The sequence below is a fragment of the Flavimaricola marinus genome, from assembly GCF_900184895.1.
Taxonomy (GTDB): Bacteria; Pseudomonadota; Alphaproteobacteria; order Rhodobacterales; family Rhodobacteraceae; genus Flavimaricola; species Flavimaricola marinus.
Window position 1 is genome coordinate 1 of record NZ_FXZK01000005.1, and the last position, 18,471, is coordinate 18,471.

Consider the following 18,471-nt stretch of genomic DNA (forward strand, 5'->3'; position numbering starts at 1 on the left):
ATTGAGAACTCATAGAAAAGCGCGCCTTGCGCCACCTGCCTTGAACCCATCATCGCCATGTCCTCCACTCTCAAATCAAGTGAATCAGGACTAGATCATCAGATCAACGGACTTTTTCAACAGTATCTCCGCAAAGCCGCCCTTCCCCTCACCGCCCCGTCGCGCGGAATTTCTCCATCAGATAGGGGCCGGAGAGCACCGGCGGATAGGCATCCGACCCGTCCAGCGGCACGATCTCGGCGGCCCAGTTGGGCTGATGAAAGAACGCAAGGCTCCGACGGGCGGGCTGGTCGGGCTTGGCCACCACCCGGTGCAGGGTCGACACCCAGCGATCCGCGGTCCAGCGGGCCATCAGATCCCCGATGTTGATGACAAAGGCGCCCGGCTCGGCCGGCACCTCGACCCAGTCGCCGCCGGTCATCACCTCGAGACCGCGGCTATGGGGCTGCGGCATCAGAATGGTCAGCGATCCGTAGTCGGTATGGGCGCCGGCACGCTGCTGCTTGTCGAGCGGCTGGCCGATGGTGGCGGGGTACTGCAACGCCCGAAGCGCCGAGATCGGGGCGTCGATCAGCGGCACGAAGTAATCCTCGGGCAGGTTGAGCGCGGCGGCAAAGGCCACCATCACCCGGTTCGCCAGATCCTCCATCGCCGCATAGTAGGCCTGCCACGCCGGGCGAAAGCCGGGCAGATCGGGCCAGGGCGTCGGCTGATAGACGGACGCCACCGCCTCGGGATCGGTCATGCCGTCCGGCACGGCCTGCGGGCCGCCGTTGAAGCTCTCCTTGAGGTCGGGCGGCGTGTCCTCGCCCTTGGAGGCGGCAAGCGCCTCGACGTTGGGGCCGAGCCAGCCGTAGGGGGCGCCGGGGCGCGGCGGGGCGCTCTTGGCCTTGACCTCGGGCGGCAGGGCAAAGAACGCACCGGCGGCGTCCCAGACGGCCTCGGTCAGGGCCTCCGGCACGCCGTGGCCGCGCAACACCAGAAACCCGGTCTCGCCGAGGATGGTGTCCAGAGTGCGGGCGAGGGCCTGACGGGCCTCTCCTTCGGACGCCTCGAAGGCGGCCAGATCAAAGACGGGAAATTGCATCAACTCTCCAAAACATCACGCCACGAATGCTTGGGCTGGAAACCCACCATCCGCTTGGCCTTGGCGTTGCTGTAGAACGTCTCGTTCGGGCCCATTTCGGATTTTACCGGCACGCCCTCATAATAACGGGCGATCACCTCGTCCGAGGTCAGACCGACAGACATGTCGTCGTTCGACACGTTGAAGACCTCATAGCCCAAACCATCCGTCTGCAAGCAACACTCCACCATATGCCCCAGATCGCGGGCGTCGATATAGGCAAAGAAATTCCGCCGGCGCATGTCCGGGTTTTTCATGTATTCGGGGAAATTTTGGGCATATTCATGGGGTTCGATGACGTTATTGATGCGCAACCCGTATATGTCGATGCCGGAACGGGCCTGAAACGACCGCGCGCAGGCCTCGTTGACGACCTTCGACATGGCGTAGCTGTCGATCGGCACGGTCGGGTGCTCTTCGTCCACCGGCACGTAGTCGGGCTTGAGCTCGCCATCGGCAAAGCAGACGCCGTATGTCGTCTCGCTCGAGGCAAAGATCACCTTCGGGATGCCGAGTTTAACTGCGGCGTCCAACACGTTGTAAGTGCTCATGGTATTGATCTGGAAGGTGGTGTTGTCCGGGCGAATCAGGATGCACGGAATCGCGGCGAAATGGACGATGGCGTCATAGCGCGGCACGCCGGTGCCCGGCTCCAGCTCGTCGAATCCGGCATAGGCCGAACAGGCGTTGAAGACCTCGCCCGCATCGGTCAGCTCGACGTTGAGCCAGTCGACGCCGGGGATGTCGAGCTTGACCTTGTCGACGTTGGTCACCCGGTGACCCTGTTCCACAAGGTAGGGGATCGCATGGCGCCCCGCCTTGCCGCTTCCTCCGGTAAACAAAATGCGCATCCGCTCTATCCTCGTGATTGAAGGCATAGTATTCCCCCGCGCCCCCGTAGTAGCAAGGGCATCAAGGGGCGAATTTTCCCGCGAATTGCGGTTCTTTTGACCTATCAATTCGGTGTCAAACTGGCATGCTAAGGTATGCCGACCGAGAATTTGCTCCAAAGGACTATGCCATGCGCCGCGCACGACCAACTCTCGCCATTCTTGGCGCCCTTGTGTTGGCTGTGGGAGTGGCAGGCGGGATGAGTGCCCAGACCGCCGCGCCGGGATCCGGCCCGGGCCCCGTCAGCGCGATCAACCGGATCGATCTGGTGCGGCCCGATGCGCCGGCGCTCGGTGCGCACGGCAACTACCTGATCGGGGTGACCACCCGCAGCTTCACCAACCCCAGCCAGATCGACGTGGTCAACACCACCGCCGACGGTGCGCCGCCGGTCTATGACCGGACGCTGACCGTCGAGATCTGGTATCCGGCGGCCGAAGGCACGCCGCAGGGCGGCAGCTATTCGGTGCTGTTGCGCGACGGGGTCACCTCGGCCACGCTCACCGGGCGGGCCTCGCGGGATGCGGCCCCTGCCCCGGACCGGTTTCCGCTGGTGATCCTCAGCCACGGCTATCCGGGCAACCGGTTCCTGCTGAGCCATCTGGGCGAGACGCTTGCCTCCAAGGGCTATGTGGTCGCCTCCATCGACCACCCCGACAGCACCTATGACGATCAGGGGGCCTTTGGCTCCACGCTGGTCAACCGGCCGTGGGATCAACGCTTCGTGCTCGACAGCCTCGCCGGGCTGTCCGACGAACTTGGGCTTGCGATCGACAGCGAAAACGCCGCCGTGGTCGGCTATTCGATGGGCGGCTACGGGGCGCTGATCTTTGCCGGCGGCGGGGTCACGCAGGACGCGCCGTCGTATAACTTCAGCGCACCGCAGCGGCTGTTGGAGCGGAACATGGCCGGCAGCGACAGCCTGTCCAACCTCGTCGATCCGCGGATCAAGGCGGTGGTGGCCTTCTCGCCGTGGGGGCGCAACACCAACGTCTGGGACGGCGACGGGCTGGCCGCGATCGAAAAGCCGCTGATGATCATCGCAGGCTCGCTCGACGACGTGGCGGGCTATGACGCGATCCGCCAGATCTTTGCCGAGACGAAGGGCACCACCCGGCACCTGCTGACCTTCGAGAACGCCAATCACAACGCGGGCGCGCCGATCCCTGCCCCGCTGGAGGCATGGGCCAATTCGCCGGCGCTGAATTTCACGCCCTTCGACCACTACGCCGATCCGGTCTGGGATACGGTGCGGCTGAACAACGTCTCGGCGCATTTCGTGACCGCCTTCCTCGACCTGCACCTGCGGCAACTGGCCGACCGGCAGGTCTATCTCGACCTCGTGCCTCGGGCACAGGACGGGCTCTGGGCGGTCGACGACGCGGGCATGCCGACGGCGGATTTCAGCTACTGGGAAGGGTTCCAGAACCGGACCGCCGTAGGCCTGCGGTTCGAGACGCGGGGCGTGGGCGAGTAACGCCCCGCCCGCTCAGATCCGCCCCGATCACTCCAACCAAGGCTATTCCTCGTGCGCCGAGACGCGCATCCGGCCAAGGTGCTCGTCCCAGCCCTTGTCGAGAGCAAGGGTCAGGCCAAAAGCCTCTTCCCCTTGCGGCAGGCCCTCGTGCAGCAGTGACAGGTTGGTTCCACCGGGAACCTCCTGCAACGTCCACTTCACCGTGCTGACGTGATCGCCCATCTGGGCAATGGTGAAGGTATACTCCAGGCGCGAGAACGGCTCGGCGACGGACACGTCGCCCCACATCAGCTTGTTGCCGCTTTCGGTGCCATACATCGCATAAGCGCCCTCAACCAATGGGGTCTTGGGTTTGTGAAACCAGATGGCCAGCTTTTGCGGGTCGGTCAGATAGGCCCAGACCTTTTCCGGCGTGGCCTTGAGGTAGATTGATTTGCGAAGCACTGTGTCGGTCATTGCATGTCCTTTTCGATTTCAGTCTTGAGCGTCGCCAACCGCTCGTCCCAGAAGGCGTCGAAATAGGTGAACCAATCTGCCACGCGCTTCATCCCCGCAGGGTTCAGCGCGTTGACCTTGGATCGCCCGTCGGTGCGAACGGTGATCAGGTCACCCTCGCTCAGTATGGTCAGGTGCTTTTTGACCGCCGCGCGGGTCATCTGAAAATTTTCCGCGACCTCCGCGATGGTCATCTCGTGTTTGGCAAGCAAATGCAGGATGTCGCGGCGGGTTGGATCGGCGAGCGCGCGAAAGCCCATCTGCTCGTGCATACTCATGCTCGCCCCATTGCGGCACCGCCGGGATCACCCGACGCAATCGCGGGGCCGTCCGCCCTTAGAGCCATTGGCGCGTCGTTCATGTGACCTCCCTTAATATAATACCTTTTGGTATCACATCTTATGGATACCAAAAGGTATCACGTCAAGAGGAGATCTCCGGCACAGACAGGGCGGCTAACGCACCCGCTCGAACAGATAGGCAAAGGCCGGGCGGGTATAGGCCACGCCGCGCTGCGACGCGAACAGCCCCTCGCGGGTGATCTCGACCGCCGTCTTGGGCTGCATATAGGCGTCCAGCCCGGTCTGTCGGACCCGGTAGGCACCACCCTGCGAGAGCACCACGCCAGACAGGGCATAGCGGTCGTCGATCGAAGCGAGCGCCGCGTCGCCGTGGCTCGGATTGACGAGCAGGTGGCCGCCCACCTCGAGAAACCGGGTGCAATGCTCCGAGATGAACCCGGCATAGAGCGAGATCAGCAGATCGAACGTCTGCTCCGGCAGGTTCAGCTTGGCATAGTCGGAATGGAGGAAGGCAAAGCGGCAATCCGAGCACTTTGGCGCGTGCCGGTCGATGATCTCGCGCACGCCCTCCGGGTCATCAAAGAACCGTTTCGCCCGCTTGTCCATGTCCACATAGGTCACGTCGGGAAACACGAAGGACGGGGCGATATCGACATAGCTGCCGGCATAGAGAACCCTGGCCGGTTCAAGCACCGCGCCGACGGCCTGAAACAGGCGGTGCCGGTCGCCGGGATGCTGGTTCTGCCTGTCCCAAAGGGTCTTGGTCGCTGTCTGCATGATCCTGCTCCCTCTCTGACGATCAGCCCGCGTCCGGGGCGGCGCAGCACGGCAGAGCGCCGACGCTACCGCGCCCGCAGGCGCGTGGCCACCACTCCGCCCGCGGCATCGACCACGCCGCGCATCTCGGCCTCCATGCCGACCGACAGACGATCCTCGACGCGGGTGGCCCCTGTCACGACAAAACCGGCCCCGTCGATCTCGGACGGGCCGGTCACGCTCCCGCGCAGGCGCAGTTCCGCCCCCACGGGGATCGGTGCCGGCCGGCCTGCGTCGTCGATCGCGCCTTCCGCGATCCACTGGCCGATGGTCTCGATCTGCGGCTCGGTCAGCCACGGCGGGCCGTCGAACGGCATCCGGGGCGTGGCATGGCCGACGACGCGGCGCCAAAGTTCTGAGGCGTCTGGATTGCCGGGGATGACCACGACCCTGTCGCCGCCCCGCAAGACGAGCGCCAGCGTGGTCAGGCGCAGCCCCTCGGGCGGCGCGGCCATCCGCCCGTTGTCGGAATGGCAGACGATACACCGCTGCCGAAGGATCGCGTCGACATCGGCAAAGGTGACGATGCCGTCATCCTCGGGCGGCTCCGGCGCAGGCTCTGCCGCGCCGTCACGCGGCGCACCGGCCGTGATCCAGCCCTCGATCAGCGCGATCTGCTCCGGCTCCAGAAACGGTGGCCCGTCCAATGGCATCCGCGGCTGCGCCTCGCCGCGCAAACGGCGCAGGATCGGGCTGGCGGCAACGTCGTCCGGGCGCACGACGGGTCCGTTCTCAGAGCCGGCCATCACGCCCTCGTGGCTGTCGAGCGACAGGCCCAGCGGCGCGAACTCGCCGGAATGGCAGGCGACACAGCGCTCCGAGAGAAGGGCGCTCACCTCCGGCCACAGCGGGGATTGCGCGGCGACTGGGGCGGCGAAAGCGGCGGCGACGGCCAGCGCCCATGCAAGCGCCCCGGTGGCCAGCCTGCCACGCCGCGCCGCCCTGCCCGCGCGAATCAAGCGCCGTTCCCTGCCAATCGCCATCGCGATCCCCCGCTCCTGCCGTGTCAAAGGCAGTTTCCGCAGAAATGATCGCTGCGGCAAGCCCACAAGCGGAGTTGCCCCCACCGTCCCTGCCTGACAATATACGCGACAACCAACAATAGCAGCAGCAGGCGCACCCCATGGCCGATGATCTCCTCTCCGGAGCTTCCCCCGACGACTACAACGCCGACAGCATCGAGGTGCTCGAAGGGCTGGAGCCCGTTCGCAAACGGCCCGGCATGTATATCGGCGGCACCGACGAGCGGGCGCTGCATCACCTCGTGGCCGAGGTGCTCGACAACTCGATGGACGAGGCGGTCGCCGGACACGCCACCCGGATCGAGGTCGAGCTTCTGGAGGACTACTCCGTCGTGATCCGCGACAACGGACGCGGCATCCCGGTCGATCCGCATCCGAAGTTCCCGAACAAGTCCGCCCTCGAAGTGATCCTCTGCACCCTGCACGCAGGCGGCAAGTTCTCCGGCAAGGCCTATCAGACCTCCGGCGGTCTGCACGGGGTCGGCGCCTCCGTGGTCAACGCGCTCAGCGATTCGATGGTCGTGCAGGTCGCCCGGAACAAGGAGCTCTACGAGCAGCGCTTCGCCCGGGGCATCCCGCTCGGGCCGGTCGAGAAACTGGGGCCGACGCAAAACCGGCGCGGGACGACGACCACCTTCCACCCCGACGAGCAGATCTTCGGACACCACCGGTTCAAACCGGCGCGGATGATGAAGATGGTGCGGTCCAAGGCCTACCTCTTCTCCGGCGTCGAAATCCGCTGGAAGACCGCGATCAACGACGGCGAGACCCCGCTCGAGGCGACGTTCCACTTCCCCGGCGGGCTTGCCGACTACCTCGGCGAAACGCTCGGCGGCGCGACCACCTATTCCGAACAGCCCTTCGCCGGCACCGTCAGCTTCGAGGAGAAGTTCCAGGTGCCCGGCAAGGTCGAATGGGCGATCAACTGGACACCGATGCGGGACGGCTTCATCCAGTCCTACTGTAACACCGTGCCCACGCCCGAAGGCGGCACCCACGAGATCGGCTTCTGGAACGCCATCCTCAAAGGGGTCCGCGCCTACGGCGAGCTTGTCGGCAACCGCAAGGCCAAGGACATCACCCGTGACGACCTGATCACCGGCGGCTGCGCTCTGGTGTCGTGCTTCATCCGCGAGCCGGAGTTCGTCGGGCAGACCAAGGACCGGCTCGCCACCGCCGAGGCGCAGCGGCTGGTGCAGCTGGCCGTCTCCGACCACTTCGACAACTTCCTCGCCGCCAACACCAAATCGGCAGGCGCGATCCTCGATTTCCTCGTGCTGCGGGCCGAGGAACGGCTGCGGCGGCGGCAGGAGAAGGAGACCGCGCGCAAGACGGCGACCAAGAAGCTGCGGCTGCCGGGCAAGCTCACCGACTGCACCAACAAGAACCGCGAAGGCACCGAGCTGTTCATCGTCGAGGGCGACTCGGCCGGCGGCTCCGGCAAGGGCGCGCGGGATCGCAAGACCCAGGCGCTGCTGCCGCTCAAGGGCAAGATCCTCAACGTGCTCGGGGCCGCCTCGGGGAAACTCTCGACCAACGCCGAGATCAACGACCTCTGCGAAGCGCTCGGGGTTGGCATGGGCACCCGGTTCAACCTCGACGATCTGCGCTATGACAAGATCATCATCATGACCGACGCCGACGTCGACGGCGCGCATATCGCCGCCCTGCTGATGACGTTCTTCTTCACCCAGATGCGGCCGCTGATCGACAACGGTCACCTCTACCTCGCCTGCCCGCCGCTCTACCGGCTGACGCAGGGGGCGCGGCGGGTCTACGTGGCCGACGACGCCGAGAAAGAGCTCTGGATGGCCAAAGGGCTCGGCGGCAAGGGCAAGATTGACGTGCAGCGGTTCAAGGGTCTGGGCGAGATGGACGCCAAAGACCTCAAGGACACCACCATGGACCCCGCCACCCGCAAACTGATCCGGGTGTCACTCCACGACGACGAGCCGGGAGAGACCGCCGATCTGGTGGAGCGGTTGATGGGGAAAAAGCCGGAATTGCGGTTCCAGTATATTCAGGAGAACGCGCGGTTTGTGGAGGAGTTGGATGTTTGAATGCGTCTTTTTTCTCTTGTGCATTGCGCCCTAAAACAACGGGCGATTAGCTTCTTTTCATAGCTTCAATAGGAGATCATGAAATGGAAGTTCAATGCCAGCTCTGCTTCGAGAGACCAAATAGTGTGCGGTCCGTCGCATATTTTGGCGACCTCAAACTGTTTGCTTGTGACGTTTGCACCACCTCATCTTTAGGTCCAAGTATTTCGACGATTCACGAAGAACCTTTTCAGAATCATTGCGTGGCAAATAAAGTGTCATTGCCTGCATTGAACCGCGATGGTCTATATGGCCTTCCAAAGGCCGAATTTGTGATCGCCGTTCCGGATTGGGCAGGCCTAAAGAGGTAATCGCGGACAATTCATCTGATTGAAAGGGACAATATATCTTGGTGTAGCCCGCACCGCGGGCCGCGCCCGATCCTCCCCCCGGGAGGGCGCCTTGGCACCCACCTTCACAGCCCAACCAACACCGCCTCTTAAAGGCACAGCGCACAAACCAACCCGGCCAACCGCCCTCCCAGGCTCGGGCGCGTCCCTTTCACGCCACTCAACCGCCCCCGGGGCTCCGCCCGTCCACGCCTGAAACTGTCCACTGGACAGTTTCCGAGACGGCGTGAACCCCAACACCGCCTCCTAAAAGCACACCACATAAACCAGCCCGGCCAACCGCCCTCCCAGGCCCGGGCGCGTCTCTGGCGCAAAACTCGACCGCCCCCGGGGCTCCGCCCGTCCGCGCCTGAAACTGTCCACTGGACAGTTTCCAGGACGGCGCGGACCGCCACCTTCATCTTGGCCAAAAAACTCATCCTCCCCCGGGCACAGGGAACCGGCCCCTCCCGAATGCGCCCCCTCAACCACGGGCCCAAGCGTTAAAGCAAATCCCGCAGACCGCCCGTTGTGTTCACCACGGCCCCGCCCCATAGAGCACCGAAAACCGCACCTACGGCATACCGACGCCATACCGACGTGATACCGCAACGGCGAAATCCCGCGAATTCAGGGCGTTAACCCCTGCCCCAACAAAGTTGTGCATTCCCCTCGGGCAGACACCCGGATAGCGTGCACATCATGCGCATTCTCCTGATCCTCAGCCTGACCCTGCTTGTCTCTTGCGGACGGCCGCTCACGCCCTCTGAGCTGGCCTTTATCAATACATATCAAGGGCCTGACATCGACGCCTCGCAGGCGTTTCTGGCCGATGGGCTGCGGCCGCCCAGCCCGCGCACCGTGCCCGTGCGGCCGCGCCTGACCTGCCAGCAAAGAATATATCCGCCGATCCAGGGGCCGACCGCGCGTGTGAGCACTCAGGCGCTGACCGCCTTCCGGCAGGTCTACTTCGACGACAGGCTCTATACCCCTGATTTCATGAGCCAATATCCCGACAGGGTCTACCTGCCGGACGCGATGTTGCTGGCCCACGAGATGGTCCACGTCTGGCAATGGCAGAACCGCGAGATCACCGGCTATCACCCGTTGAAGGCGGCGCTCGAACACACCGGCGGGCGCGACCCCTATCTCTTTGATCCGGAAACGAATTCTCCGTTCCTGAGCTTTGCCTACGAGCAGCAGGGCGCGATCATGGAGGAGTATCTCTGCTGCAAGGCGCTGGCCCCCGATTCGCCCCGCACCTCACGTCTGCACGCCATGCTCTCCGAACACTTCGCCCTCCCCCCGATCTCGCAGCCCCTCGCCACCGAAATTTACCTTCCGTGGCAAGGGGTTACGCTCGACGGGATCTGCGACGGACCGGCCTGATTATCGCTGGATACTCTCCAGATAATCAGCCAGCGCGATCAGGTCCAAGGGGATCGGCGTGCCTGTCCCGTCGGGGTTCTCGACGATGACGACATCCCCCAAATCCCCCTCCCCGAAGGCCGGCATGTCGGGCGCAAAGTGCGTGCCGCGGCTATAGCCATCGATCGTGGACATGACGTAATCCCTTGGAAAAACGCCGCTATTTCTGGCAGTCAGCCCGGTGAGGTCGGGCGGGGTCACGCTCAGGGCGGGCGCTGCCACGCCGTCTCCGATACCCGTGATGCCGTGGCAAGCGGCGCAATTGTCGGTGAACAACTGCTGCCCCGACACGTCAGGCTCCGCCACACACCCCGCTAGAACAGATATCGCCAAGAATCCAAATATGCGCATCAGGCACCTCCATTGCCCCATCATGTTGGGGCAATTTCGGAAATACCACCTTGATCTGCGTCAATCTGTCAGCGCAGCGTCAGACCGCTCACAGTAGCCTGGATCGCGCTGTCGGTGTCGTCGCTGTCGGCGGACACCGCCAGCCCCACCAGTGCACCGGGTGCACCGCCAAAGGCCGCTTGGAAATCCCGTGCCAGATCAACGCTTTCCGAATGTGCGCCAGTCCCGGCCTGACGCAATGCAACCGTGACCCCTTGGCCCGGAGCATAGGGAGAGCCCAGGATCGCGCCGCGCCCGTGGTTGCCGCCCCAGACATATTGCAGGATCCGAACGTCGCGGTTGCCCATCAACTGACGGATATTTGCCCCCTCCAAACCTGCGGCCACGGCTTCGGGCAAGAAGACGAAATAAATCGAGATGTTACGATCGTCGCCGCCTTTGCGTCTGAGATCGGTCGCCGGCACGGATTGCGCAACAGACCACGACCATGAGGCGGAACGCGATCCCCATTCGCTGCGCGGTAGCCGAGCCCACGCCAAGGACACGGCGTCTTCGGAGACGATCCCCAAACTGCTCCCAAAGCTGTAGTCGTTGGAGTTGAACAGCGACAACCGCTGCTCGTTCCAGCCCGATGAGAACGAGACCGGACCGGCAAGGACGGTGCTCGCTATGAGTGCCGCGGGAACGGCGATTGGCAGGGTAAAACGCATGAGACCAGATCCTCCATCATTGGAAGAGAACCTATCCCATGCGCGAAACCCGGCAAGAAAATGCGTGTCCCGTCACGGCAATGTCAGGGTTGTGTCAACCGGTCGTGAGGGACTGTGCCAGCGCCCAGAGCGCGTCGGGAACGTCGATCTCTTTCCACTCCCTGCGGTCGGCACCGGGAATGCGGGCGCCGTCCTGTGCACCAATCGCCTCTGCGAGCCGAGCGAACCGGGCACTGAAATGATCGCCGTAGGTTCCGGGGTCGATCAGCAGATAGAACTGGCCCAGATCGTGCGGCGGCCCGTCTGGCAATTTGAGCCCTTTGACGTCGAGCGAATTCACACCGCCGGTCATGCAGGCCGCGAGGATCTCGACCAGAAGCCCAAGCCCCCAGCCCTTGTAGCCACCGGCGCTAACCAACCCACCCTGCAAGGCCTTGGCCGGGTCGGTCGTCGGCTGACCTTCTGCATCGACGGCCCAGCCCAAGGGGATGCTCTCACCCGCGGCCTTGGCCATGGTGATCTTGCCCAAGGCCACGGCCGAGGTCGAGAAATCGAAATGCATCAGCGGCTTGTCCGGCCCCGGCACGGTCATGGCCAGTGGGTTCGTGCCGATCACAGGGTCCGTCCCGCCGGGCGGGACGACAATCGCCGAGGCGTTGGTAAAACCAATCCCGATCAGCCCGGCGGCGGCGATCTGCTCGGTAAAGAACCCAAGCGACGTGCAGGTATGGGCATGGGCGACGGCAAGACTGGCAATGCCGTTCTCCCGGGCCGCGGTGATCGCATCCGGCAATGCGGCGGCAAACGCGGGTTGGGCGAAGCCGAACCGCGCATCGGACAGAACCGCTCCGGGTCTCGGGCGGCTCACCTGTGGCGCGACCTGCCCGTCGACACGTCCGGATCGCAGTTGCAGGCAATAACTCTCGAGGTAGTAGAGGCCGCAGATGATGTTGCCCGTGGCTTCGGCGCGAGCGACCGCACGGGCAACCTCTGTTGCGGCGGCCTCTCCGGCACCGTGTGCGGCGAGGGCGGCGCGGGACACCGCCTCGATTTCTGTAACCTGCACCTTCATGCGGCAATCACCTTGCCATTCTCCAACCGGACGATCCGGTCCATCCGAGACGCCAATTCGAGGTTATGCGTGGCGATGACAGCCGACAAGCCGGTGCCACGTACGAGCTCCATCAAGGCGGAGAAAACCCTGTCCGACGTGGCCGGGTCGAGGTTGCCCGTCGGCTCATCGGCCAGCAGGAGGCGCGGCGCATTGGCGAGCGCGCGACAGAAGGCGACGCGCTGCTGTTCGCCGCCGGACAGCGCCGCTGGGCGGTGTTCGGCCCGATCACCGACACCGACCTGATCCAGCAACGACTGAGCCCGCTTGGTGGCCTCGGACACGCCCACGCCATTGGCCCGCTGCGGCAGGATGATGTTTTCCAGCGCCGTGAATTCGGGCAGCAGATGGTGGAACTGATAGATGAAGCCCACCTCGCCGCGACGGATGGCTGTGCGCTTGCGGTCGGACAGCTTGGTCATGTCCTCGCCCCCGATCCGAACCTGTCCGGCGTCGGGCGTATCGAGCAGGCCCGCGATATGCAGCAGGGTCGATTTGCCTGCCCCGGAGGGCGCGACGAGGGCCACGACCTCGCCTTTGGCGACGCTCAGATCGGCCCCTTGCAGCACCGTCACCTGATTTGGTTTGCCGTGGTTATATCCCTTGGTCACCCCGTCGATTTGCAGCACCAGTTCACTCATAGCGCAGCGCCTCCACCGGGTTCATCCGGGCCGCGCGCCGCGCCGGGAAGATCGTGATGATCCAGCTCAGGCTGAGCGACAGGACAACCGCCTTGATCACATCCAACAGCCGCAATTCGGCGGGCACTTCGTAGAGGCCCCGGATCGACGGATCCCAGACGCCGCCACCGGCGACGAAATTCACCAGGCTGAAAATCTGATCGACGTAGATCGCAAAGAGGCAGCCCAAGACCACGCCGAGGATCGTGCCCACGGTCCCGATCCCGGCACCGCAGATGAAGAAGACCCGCAGGATCGAGCCTTCGGTCAGCCCCATCGTGCGCAGGATGCCGATGTCGCGCCCCTTGTTCTTTACCAGCATGATCAGCCCGCTGATGATGTTCATCGAGGCGACGAGCACGAGGATCGACAGGATCACGAACATGACGTTGTCCTCGATGGTCAGCGCACGCAGATAGCGTCCGACCCGGTCCTGCCAGCTATAGGCCCACATGCCGGGACCGGCCGCGTTGGCGATGTCGAGCTTGAGCAGTTCGGACTGGTCGCGATCCTCCAGCCGGATTTCCAGTTCGTCGGCGACGCCGTCTTTGTTGAAGATGAACTGGGCGACGTCGAAGGGCAGATAGGCGCGCACCTCGTCGATCTGGTAGCGTCCGGTCGAGAAGATGAAGACCACGTCATAGGCGTTGCGCCGGGTCGACTGCCCCATCGGCGTGGCCGCACCGGAACGGGTGATGAACTCGACCCGGTCACCGATGCCGACCCCAAGCCGCTGCGCCAGCGCCGAGCCGAGCGCGATCCCGTTAGGCAGATCGTCGATATCGCCCTGGGTTCGCTCGCTTTGGGTTATGGCATCGGATTGCTTCAGATCCTCAAGCCGAATGCCGTAGATGTCGGCCAGAGTATCGGTGCCAAAGGCGCTCGCCATGGACTGCCCGCGGATCAACGGTGCGACGCTGTTGACCCCTTCGACCGCCATTATCCGCTGGCCCATCTCTGCGTAGTCGGTGATCACGTCGCGGGGGCGCAATACGGTGACATGCGCGTTGGCGCCGACGATCGTGTCGACGAACTCTGCCCGAAACCCTGATCGCACCGCCAGGGTGGCGATCAGTGCAAAGACGCCGAGCGTGATCCCGATCAGGCTGATCCATGTCATCACGCTGACACCGCCTTCGGCCCGTTTGGCGCGGATATAGCGCCACGCGATCATCCATTCGAACCCTGCAAACGGGGGTGTGCTGCCTGCCATGTGACTGCCTTTGATTGTTTGGCGCAAACTGAGCCATGCGGCGGCCACGGTCAAGCGACGCCGAGGGCGTTCGCCACGCACAATGCCGCCGATCCGGGCCGCAGAACGCCGAAACGCGCCGGCGTTGACCTAGAAGTGATTGCCCGCCGATTGCCACCGGGTCACGTCGCCAGCCCCGGCCGCCGCTTTGCCCTTCATGGCCCAGATCAATCCGCGACGCAGCATTTCGTGGGCCGGCCCCTCCGCGATCACGTCGGCATGGTGGCCGAGGGCGTTGTAATAGACCCGGCCATGACCCCAAGACCGGGTCCAAACCACGGGCATTTCGACAGCGCCGTTCGGGCTGTGATACCACTCCACCGTCGGAAAGGTCGTCGTGGCCAGCACCTGATTGGCCGGATCGACGTGAAGGTAGTATTGCTCGGACGAGACGTCGAAGTCACCGATCCCCTGCACCAACTCATGCTCCGGCGCGGTAATCCTGACGCGGTAATCGACGCCGTCGCCGCCGGGATGGGCCACCCAGTTGGCGCCTGTCATGAACTGCCAAAGCGTATTGGCGCGAAAGGCGTCACACATGCCGCCGTGGCACCCGGCGAGCCCAGTGCCGCGGGCGACCGCCTCGGACACGTTCTTTGCCGCGTCCTTGCTCAGCTCGCTCATGGTCCAGACCGGCACGATCAAGTCGTAGCCACGCAGGGCGTCCGGATCGTCAAAGCTGCTCAGGCTGTCGCTGAGCGTCACGGAAACGCCCTCGGCGGCCAGCATCGCCTGAAAGATCGCAGCAACCTTGTCAGGCTCGTGCCCTTCCCAACCGCCCCATACGATCAATGCTGTTTCTGTCATGTCCGCCTCCCCGTTTCGCGCGCAGGCTGGCCCGGCGCGCGGCCAGCGTCAAGACGGAGCGTGAAGTCGGGTATTCCATACCAAGTGTATAGTATACTTGACTCCATGACTGGTATTCCATACCTAGAGCATAGTGAAACAGACACCCCGAGTCGGAAAGAGCCATGTCACATACCGAACGCAATACGCTCGTCAGCATTCTGACCAGCCTCCTCATCAACTCCTATGTCATCATCCGGCTGATCAACATGTACGGCAGCGGGGCGCTGGACGGCCCGGACGCCACGCAGGTCTGGGCACGCATGATCTTGTGGACGATTGCGGCCGGGATCGTGCTGACCGTCGTGTTGATCATCTTGGCAAACATTCTGATCGCCATTGTCGAGCGTGGCGAGAACACGGGATTCATCGTGGACGAACGCGACAAGGTGTTCGAAATCCGGGGTAATTCGGTGACGATGCTGTTTGCGGCCATCGGGTTTGTCGGCTCCATCGTGGCTTTGGCCATGGGTTTCGAGGCGCTGACCGTCTTTGTAATGATCTATTTCTCGTTCGCTCTCGGCAGCCTGGCCGGAGATCTCGTCAAGATCGCCAGCTATCGCGCCGGGGTCTAACGCATGGCCAAGACACCGACCATCAGCAACACCATCCGCCGCCTGCGCTTTGACAATGATGAGATGACGCAAAAGGATTTGGCCGCAGCCGTGGGCGTCACCCGCCAAACCATCGTGGCCATCGAAAACGCGAAATACGCACCGACCCTCGAACTGGCGTTTCGCATCGCCCATGCCTTTGGCAAGCCTCTGGAAGAGGTCTTCATCTACGAGGCGCCGCCGGACGACTGATCCGGCCCCTCGCCCCAGATTTTGAAAGGAATTCAGATGGAACGTCGTTCCAAACGCGCCGTTGGCGTGCCTGTCCTGCTGGTCTTCTTGACGCTGATACCGATTGTGATGGGCCTTGTTCGCTTTGTCCAAGTGCCCACCCACAGCCTTCCCGATGAATCGCTCTATTTCTACGAAACGCCTTGGGCATTGGCATTTCACGGCCTCTGCGGTGCCTTGTTCGGTCTGCTTGGGCCCTTGCAGTTCTGGACAGCTTTCCGGCGTCGGTTTGGCTGGTTGCACAAGCTGTCGGGCCGCATCTTCGTGGTCAGTGGCGTGGTGTTGAGCCTTTCGGGGTTGCGCATGGTGGCCGCCTTTATGGGCAACGACATCAACCTGACCGACGCCTCGCGGGTGCTGTTCAGCATCGCTCTGCTGATCGGCATGTGGCTGGCCATCTCGTCGATCCGCAACGGGGATTTGCCACGACACCGGGCGTGGGTCATAAGGTCTTATGCGATCGGTATGGGGACAGCTCCGATTGCCTTTGTGTTGTTTCCCGTCTTTCTGATCACCGGCGTTCCGCCGACGGGGCTGGCGGTCGACCTGATCTTTGTCGGCACGTGGATCACGAGTATCGCGGCGGCGGAAATCGTCATCCGGTTCGTGATCCCGACACGTCAAAGCCAACGCCTGACGAGCCAACATTGGAAAGGAGACCCCGCATGACCCGTCCAACTGTTCCGCCCCCGAAACCGGCCCGCTCGCGCGCGTTCTGGAACTTCATGGCTCCGCGCTACGCGCGTCAGCCGGTGGCCGACGAGGCTGCTTACCAACACAAGCTCGCATTGACCCAAGCACTGCTCACCAAGGAAATGCGCGTCCTCGAATTTGGCTGCGGGACCGGCACCACCGCGCTGATCCATGCGCCCCACGTGGCCGAGATCGACGGGATCGATTATTCGTCCAAGATGGTCGAAATCGCCTCGGGAAAGGCGGCCGAGGCCAAGGTGGAGAACGTCAGGTTTCATCAGGCATCTATCGAGGACTGGCCAATCCCGGACCGGCCCTATGATGCGGTCATGGGCATGAGCATCCTGCATCTGGTTCTTGACCGGCACGCGGTACTGGGGCGGGTGCGCCAGATGCTGGCACCGGGTGGGCTGTTCTTCAGCAGCACGGTCTGCGTCGGCGATATGCCCGGCGTTCTGCCGCGCGTGCTCCTGCCCATCGCCAGCGCCCTGCGGATCATCCCCAAGATCGGACGGCTCAGCGCGACATCCTTGGAGACAGAGATCACGCAAGCCGGTTTCGAGATCGTTCAGACGTGGCGGCCGGGCCCCGATAAATCGGTGTTCATCGTGACCCGCGCGGTTTGAGCCTGCGTGCTCAGGCGATTTGCGAGTAAACCGCTGCGATCCGGGCGATGGCCTCTTCGGGCGGAAGCTCTTCGCTTTCGCCGGTCCGACGGCTGGTCAGTTCGACGACGCCGTTCTTGAGCCCGCGAGGCCCGACGGTGATCCGCCACGGCAGGCCGATCAGGTCCATCGTGCCGAACTTGGCCCCTGCCCGTTCGTTGCGGTCGTCATACAACGGATCGAGCCCAAGCGCCTGCAGCCCGTTGTAGAGCGCCAGACAGGCGGCATCCGCCTCGTCGTCGCCTTGCTTGAGATTGACGATCCCGCAATGGAACGGGGTGACGCCTTCGGGCCAGATGATGCCCTTGTCGTCGTGGCTGGCCTCGATGATCGCGCCGAGGAGGCGCGAGACGCCGATACCGTGGCTGCCCATGTGCACCGGCACGGATTTGCCATCCGGGCCTTGGACCGTAGCGCCCATGCTCTCGGAATACTTGGTGCCAAAGTAGAAGATCTGCCCCACTTCGATGCCACGAGCCGTCCGCTGCCGCTCCGCCGGCACCTGCGCGAACAGGGCCTCGTCGTGGGTTTCGTCGGTCCGGGCATAGCGGGAGGTAAACTCGGCCAGCACGGCGGCACAGGCGGCGTGATCGTCGTAGTCGATCTGGCGGTCGCCGAACTTCAGATCGGTGATCTCGCTGTCATAGAAGACCTCGGATTCACCGGTATCCGCCAGAACGAGGAATTCGTGGGTGTCGTCGCCGCCAATGGGGCCGGAATCGGCGCGCATGGGGATCGCTTGCAGACCCATCCGCTCATAGGTGCGCAGATAGCTGACCAGATGCCTGTTATAGGCGTGCAGCGCGTCTTCCTTGGTCAGATCGAAGTTGTAACCGTCCTTCATATAGAATTCGCGGCCCCGCATGACGCCGAACCGGGGCCGGACCTCGTCGCGGAATTTCCACTGGATCTGATACATCGTCAGCGGCAGGTCCTTGTAGCTGGACACATGGGCGCGGAAGATGTCGGTGATCAGCTCTTCCGCGGTGGGCGTGAACAGCATCTCGCGGTCGTGCCGATCCTTGATGCGCAGCATTTCCTCGCCGTAAGCGTCGTAACGCCCGCTCTCGCGCCAAAGGTCGGCGGACTGAATGGTGGGCATCAGCATCGCCATATGGCCGGCGCGGGCCTGTTCTTCATGAACGATCTGCTCGATCCGCTTGAGCACCTTGTAGCCCAGAGGCAGCCAGGAATAGATCCCGGCCGACGCCTGCTTGATCATCCCTGCCTGCAACATCAGCCGGTGGCTGACGATTTGCGCCTCGCGAGGGGTCTCTTTGAGAACAGGCAGAAAATAACGGCTCAAACGCATGGCGCGGCTCCCTATGGGCGG

20 protein-coding genes are annotated in these 18,471 nt (G+C 63.5%); 7 read left to right on the top strand and 13 right to left on the bottom strand.

The annotated features are described in order from the left end of the window. Window positions 1–148: 148 nt before the first annotated feature. Both LOM8899_RS13125 and LOM8899_RS13130 read right to left on the bottom strand, forming a co-directional pair. A complete protein-coding gene (locus LOM8899_RS13125; protein ID WP_093992702.1) occupies window positions 149–1,087 on the bottom strand; it encodes an isopenicillin N synthase family dioxygenase in 939 nt (312 codons plus the stop codon). Continuing rightward, complete coding sequence (locus LOM8899_RS13130; RefSeq protein WP_093992703.1) at window positions 1,087–1,977, bottom strand: NAD-dependent epimerase/dehydratase family protein; 891 nt, start codon at window positions 1,975–1,977, stop codon at window positions 1,087–1,089. The genes LOM8899_RS13125 and LOM8899_RS13130 overlap by 1 nt, the downstream gene beginning before the upstream one ends. Window positions 1,978–2,147: 170 nt before the next feature. Here LOM8899_RS13130 and LOM8899_RS13135 point away from each other — a divergent pair, with 170 nt between their 5' ends. Continuing rightward, window positions 2,148–3,494: an alpha/beta hydrolase family protein gene (locus tag LOM8899_RS13135; RefSeq protein ID WP_306456527.1), complete on the top strand. Its 1,347-nt coding sequence runs from the start codon at window positions 2,148–2,150 to the stop codon at window positions 3,492–3,494. A 42-nt stretch (window positions 3,495–3,536) separates the two neighbouring features. On the opposite strand, the gene LOM8899_RS13140 is transcribed toward LOM8899_RS13135, so the two are convergent. From LOM8899_RS13140 to LOM8899_RS13155, 4 genes are all read right to left on the bottom strand, one after another. Beyond that, the gene (locus LOM8899_RS13140; protein ID WP_093992705.1) at window positions 3,537–3,950 is read right to left on the bottom strand and encodes an SRPBCC family protein; all 414 of its coding nucleotides are present in this window, start codon (window positions 3,948–3,950) and stop codon (window positions 3,537–3,539) included. Beyond that, a complete protein-coding gene (locus LOM8899_RS13145) occupies window positions 3,947–4,267 on the bottom strand; it encodes an ArsR/SmtB family transcription factor (protein ID WP_093992706.1) in 321 nt (106 codons plus the stop codon). The genes LOM8899_RS13140 and LOM8899_RS13145 overlap by 4 nt, the downstream gene beginning before the upstream one ends. Before the next feature lie 177 nt (window positions 4,268–4,444). Next, the gene (locus tag LOM8899_RS13150) at window positions 4,445–5,068 is read right to left on the bottom strand and encodes a hypothetical protein (RefSeq protein ID WP_093992707.1); all 624 of its coding nucleotides are present in this window, start codon (window positions 5,066–5,068) and stop codon (window positions 4,445–4,447) included. Between the two features lie 65 nt (window positions 5,069–5,133). Continuing rightward, entirely contained in the window at window positions 5,134–6,066 is a 933-nt protein-coding gene (locus LOM8899_RS13155; protein ID WP_168770544.1) for a c-type cytochrome domain-containing protein, read from the bottom strand. 164 nt (window positions 6,067–6,230) lie between these two features. Between LOM8899_RS13155 and parE the strand changes: the two genes are divergently transcribed. Next, window positions 6,231–8,189: a DNA topoisomerase IV subunit B gene (parE, locus tag LOM8899_RS13160; RefSeq protein ID WP_093992709.1), complete on the top strand. Its 1,959-nt coding sequence runs from the start codon at window positions 6,231–6,233 to the stop codon at window positions 8,187–8,189. 1,070 nt (window positions 8,190–9,259) lie between these two features. Then, entirely contained in the window at window positions 9,260–9,946 is a 687-nt protein-coding gene (locus LOM8899_RS13165) for a hypothetical protein (protein ID WP_093992710.1), read from the top strand. Here LOM8899_RS13165 and LOM8899_RS13170 read toward each other — a convergent pair whose 3' ends face one another. The 6 genes from LOM8899_RS13170 to LOM8899_RS13195 all read right to left on the bottom strand — a co-directional run bounded on the left by LOM8899_RS13170 (window position 9,947) and on the right by LOM8899_RS13195 (window position 14,896). Further along, a complete protein-coding gene (locus LOM8899_RS13170) occupies window positions 9,947–10,336 on the bottom strand; it encodes a c-type cytochrome (protein WP_093992981.1) in 390 nt (129 codons plus the stop codon). 68 nt (window positions 10,337–10,404) lie between these two features. Further along, the gene (locus LOM8899_RS13175; protein WP_093992711.1) at window positions 10,405–11,046 is read right to left on the bottom strand and encodes a DUF3047 domain-containing protein; all 642 of its coding nucleotides are present in this window, start codon (window positions 11,044–11,046) and stop codon (window positions 10,405–10,407) included. Window positions 11,047–11,140: 94 nt separating this feature from the next. After that, complete coding sequence (locus LOM8899_RS13180; protein WP_093992712.1) at window positions 11,141–12,118, bottom strand: Ldh family oxidoreductase; 978 nt, start codon at window positions 12,116–12,118, stop codon at window positions 11,141–11,143. Then, entirely contained in the window at window positions 12,115–12,798 is a 684-nt protein-coding gene (locus tag LOM8899_RS13185; RefSeq protein WP_093992713.1) for an ABC transporter ATP-binding protein, read from the bottom strand. Before LOM8899_RS13185 ends, LOM8899_RS13180 begins: the two co-directional genes overlap by 4 nt. Next, window positions 12,791–14,050 (bottom strand): ABC transporter permease, encoded by a 1,260-nt coding sequence (locus LOM8899_RS13190; protein WP_093992714.1) that lies wholly within the window; start codon window positions 14,048–14,050, stop codon window positions 12,791–12,793. The genes LOM8899_RS13185 and LOM8899_RS13190 overlap by 8 nt, the downstream gene beginning before the upstream one ends. Before the next feature lie 129 nt (window positions 14,051–14,179). Then, complete coding sequence (locus LOM8899_RS13195) at window positions 14,180–14,896, bottom strand: ThuA domain-containing protein (RefSeq protein ID WP_093992715.1); 717 nt, start codon at window positions 14,894–14,896, stop codon at window positions 14,180–14,182. 164 nt (window positions 14,897–15,060) lie between these two features. Between LOM8899_RS13195 and LOM8899_RS13200 the strand changes: the two genes are divergently transcribed. The 4 genes from LOM8899_RS13200 to LOM8899_RS13215 are packed head-to-tail and all read left to right on the top strand — an operon-like array spanning window position 15,061 to window position 17,099. Beyond that, complete coding sequence (locus LOM8899_RS13200) at window positions 15,061–15,510, top strand: hypothetical protein (protein ID WP_093992716.1); 450 nt, start codon at window positions 15,061–15,063, stop codon at window positions 15,508–15,510. 3 nt (window positions 15,511–15,513) lie between these two features. After that, on the top strand, window positions 15,514–15,741 hold the full coding sequence (locus tag LOM8899_RS13205; RefSeq protein ID WP_093992717.1) for a helix-turn-helix transcriptional regulator: 228 nt from the start codon (window positions 15,514–15,516) through the stop codon (window positions 15,739–15,741). A 36-nt stretch (window positions 15,742–15,777) separates the two neighbouring features. Then, on the top strand, window positions 15,778–16,449 hold the full coding sequence (locus tag LOM8899_RS13210) for a DUF2306 domain-containing protein (protein WP_093992718.1): 672 nt from the start codon (window positions 15,778–15,780) through the stop codon (window positions 16,447–16,449). Beyond that, the gene (locus LOM8899_RS13215; protein WP_093992719.1) at window positions 16,446–17,099 is read left to right on the top strand and encodes a class I SAM-dependent methyltransferase; all 654 of its coding nucleotides are present in this window, start codon (window positions 16,446–16,448) and stop codon (window positions 17,097–17,099) included. Before LOM8899_RS13210 ends, LOM8899_RS13215 begins: the two co-directional genes overlap by 4 nt. Before the next feature lie 10 nt (window positions 17,100–17,109). Here the strand turns inward: LOM8899_RS13215 and proS are convergent, their stop codons facing one another. Next, window positions 17,110–18,450 carry a proline--tRNA ligase gene (gene proS / locus LOM8899_RS13220; protein ID WP_093992720.1) on the bottom strand — a complete coding sequence of 447 codons (1,341 nt, stop codon included), beginning with the start codon at window positions 18,448–18,450 and terminating at the stop codon, window positions 17,110–17,112. Window positions 18,451–18,471 lie beyond the last annotated feature (21 nt).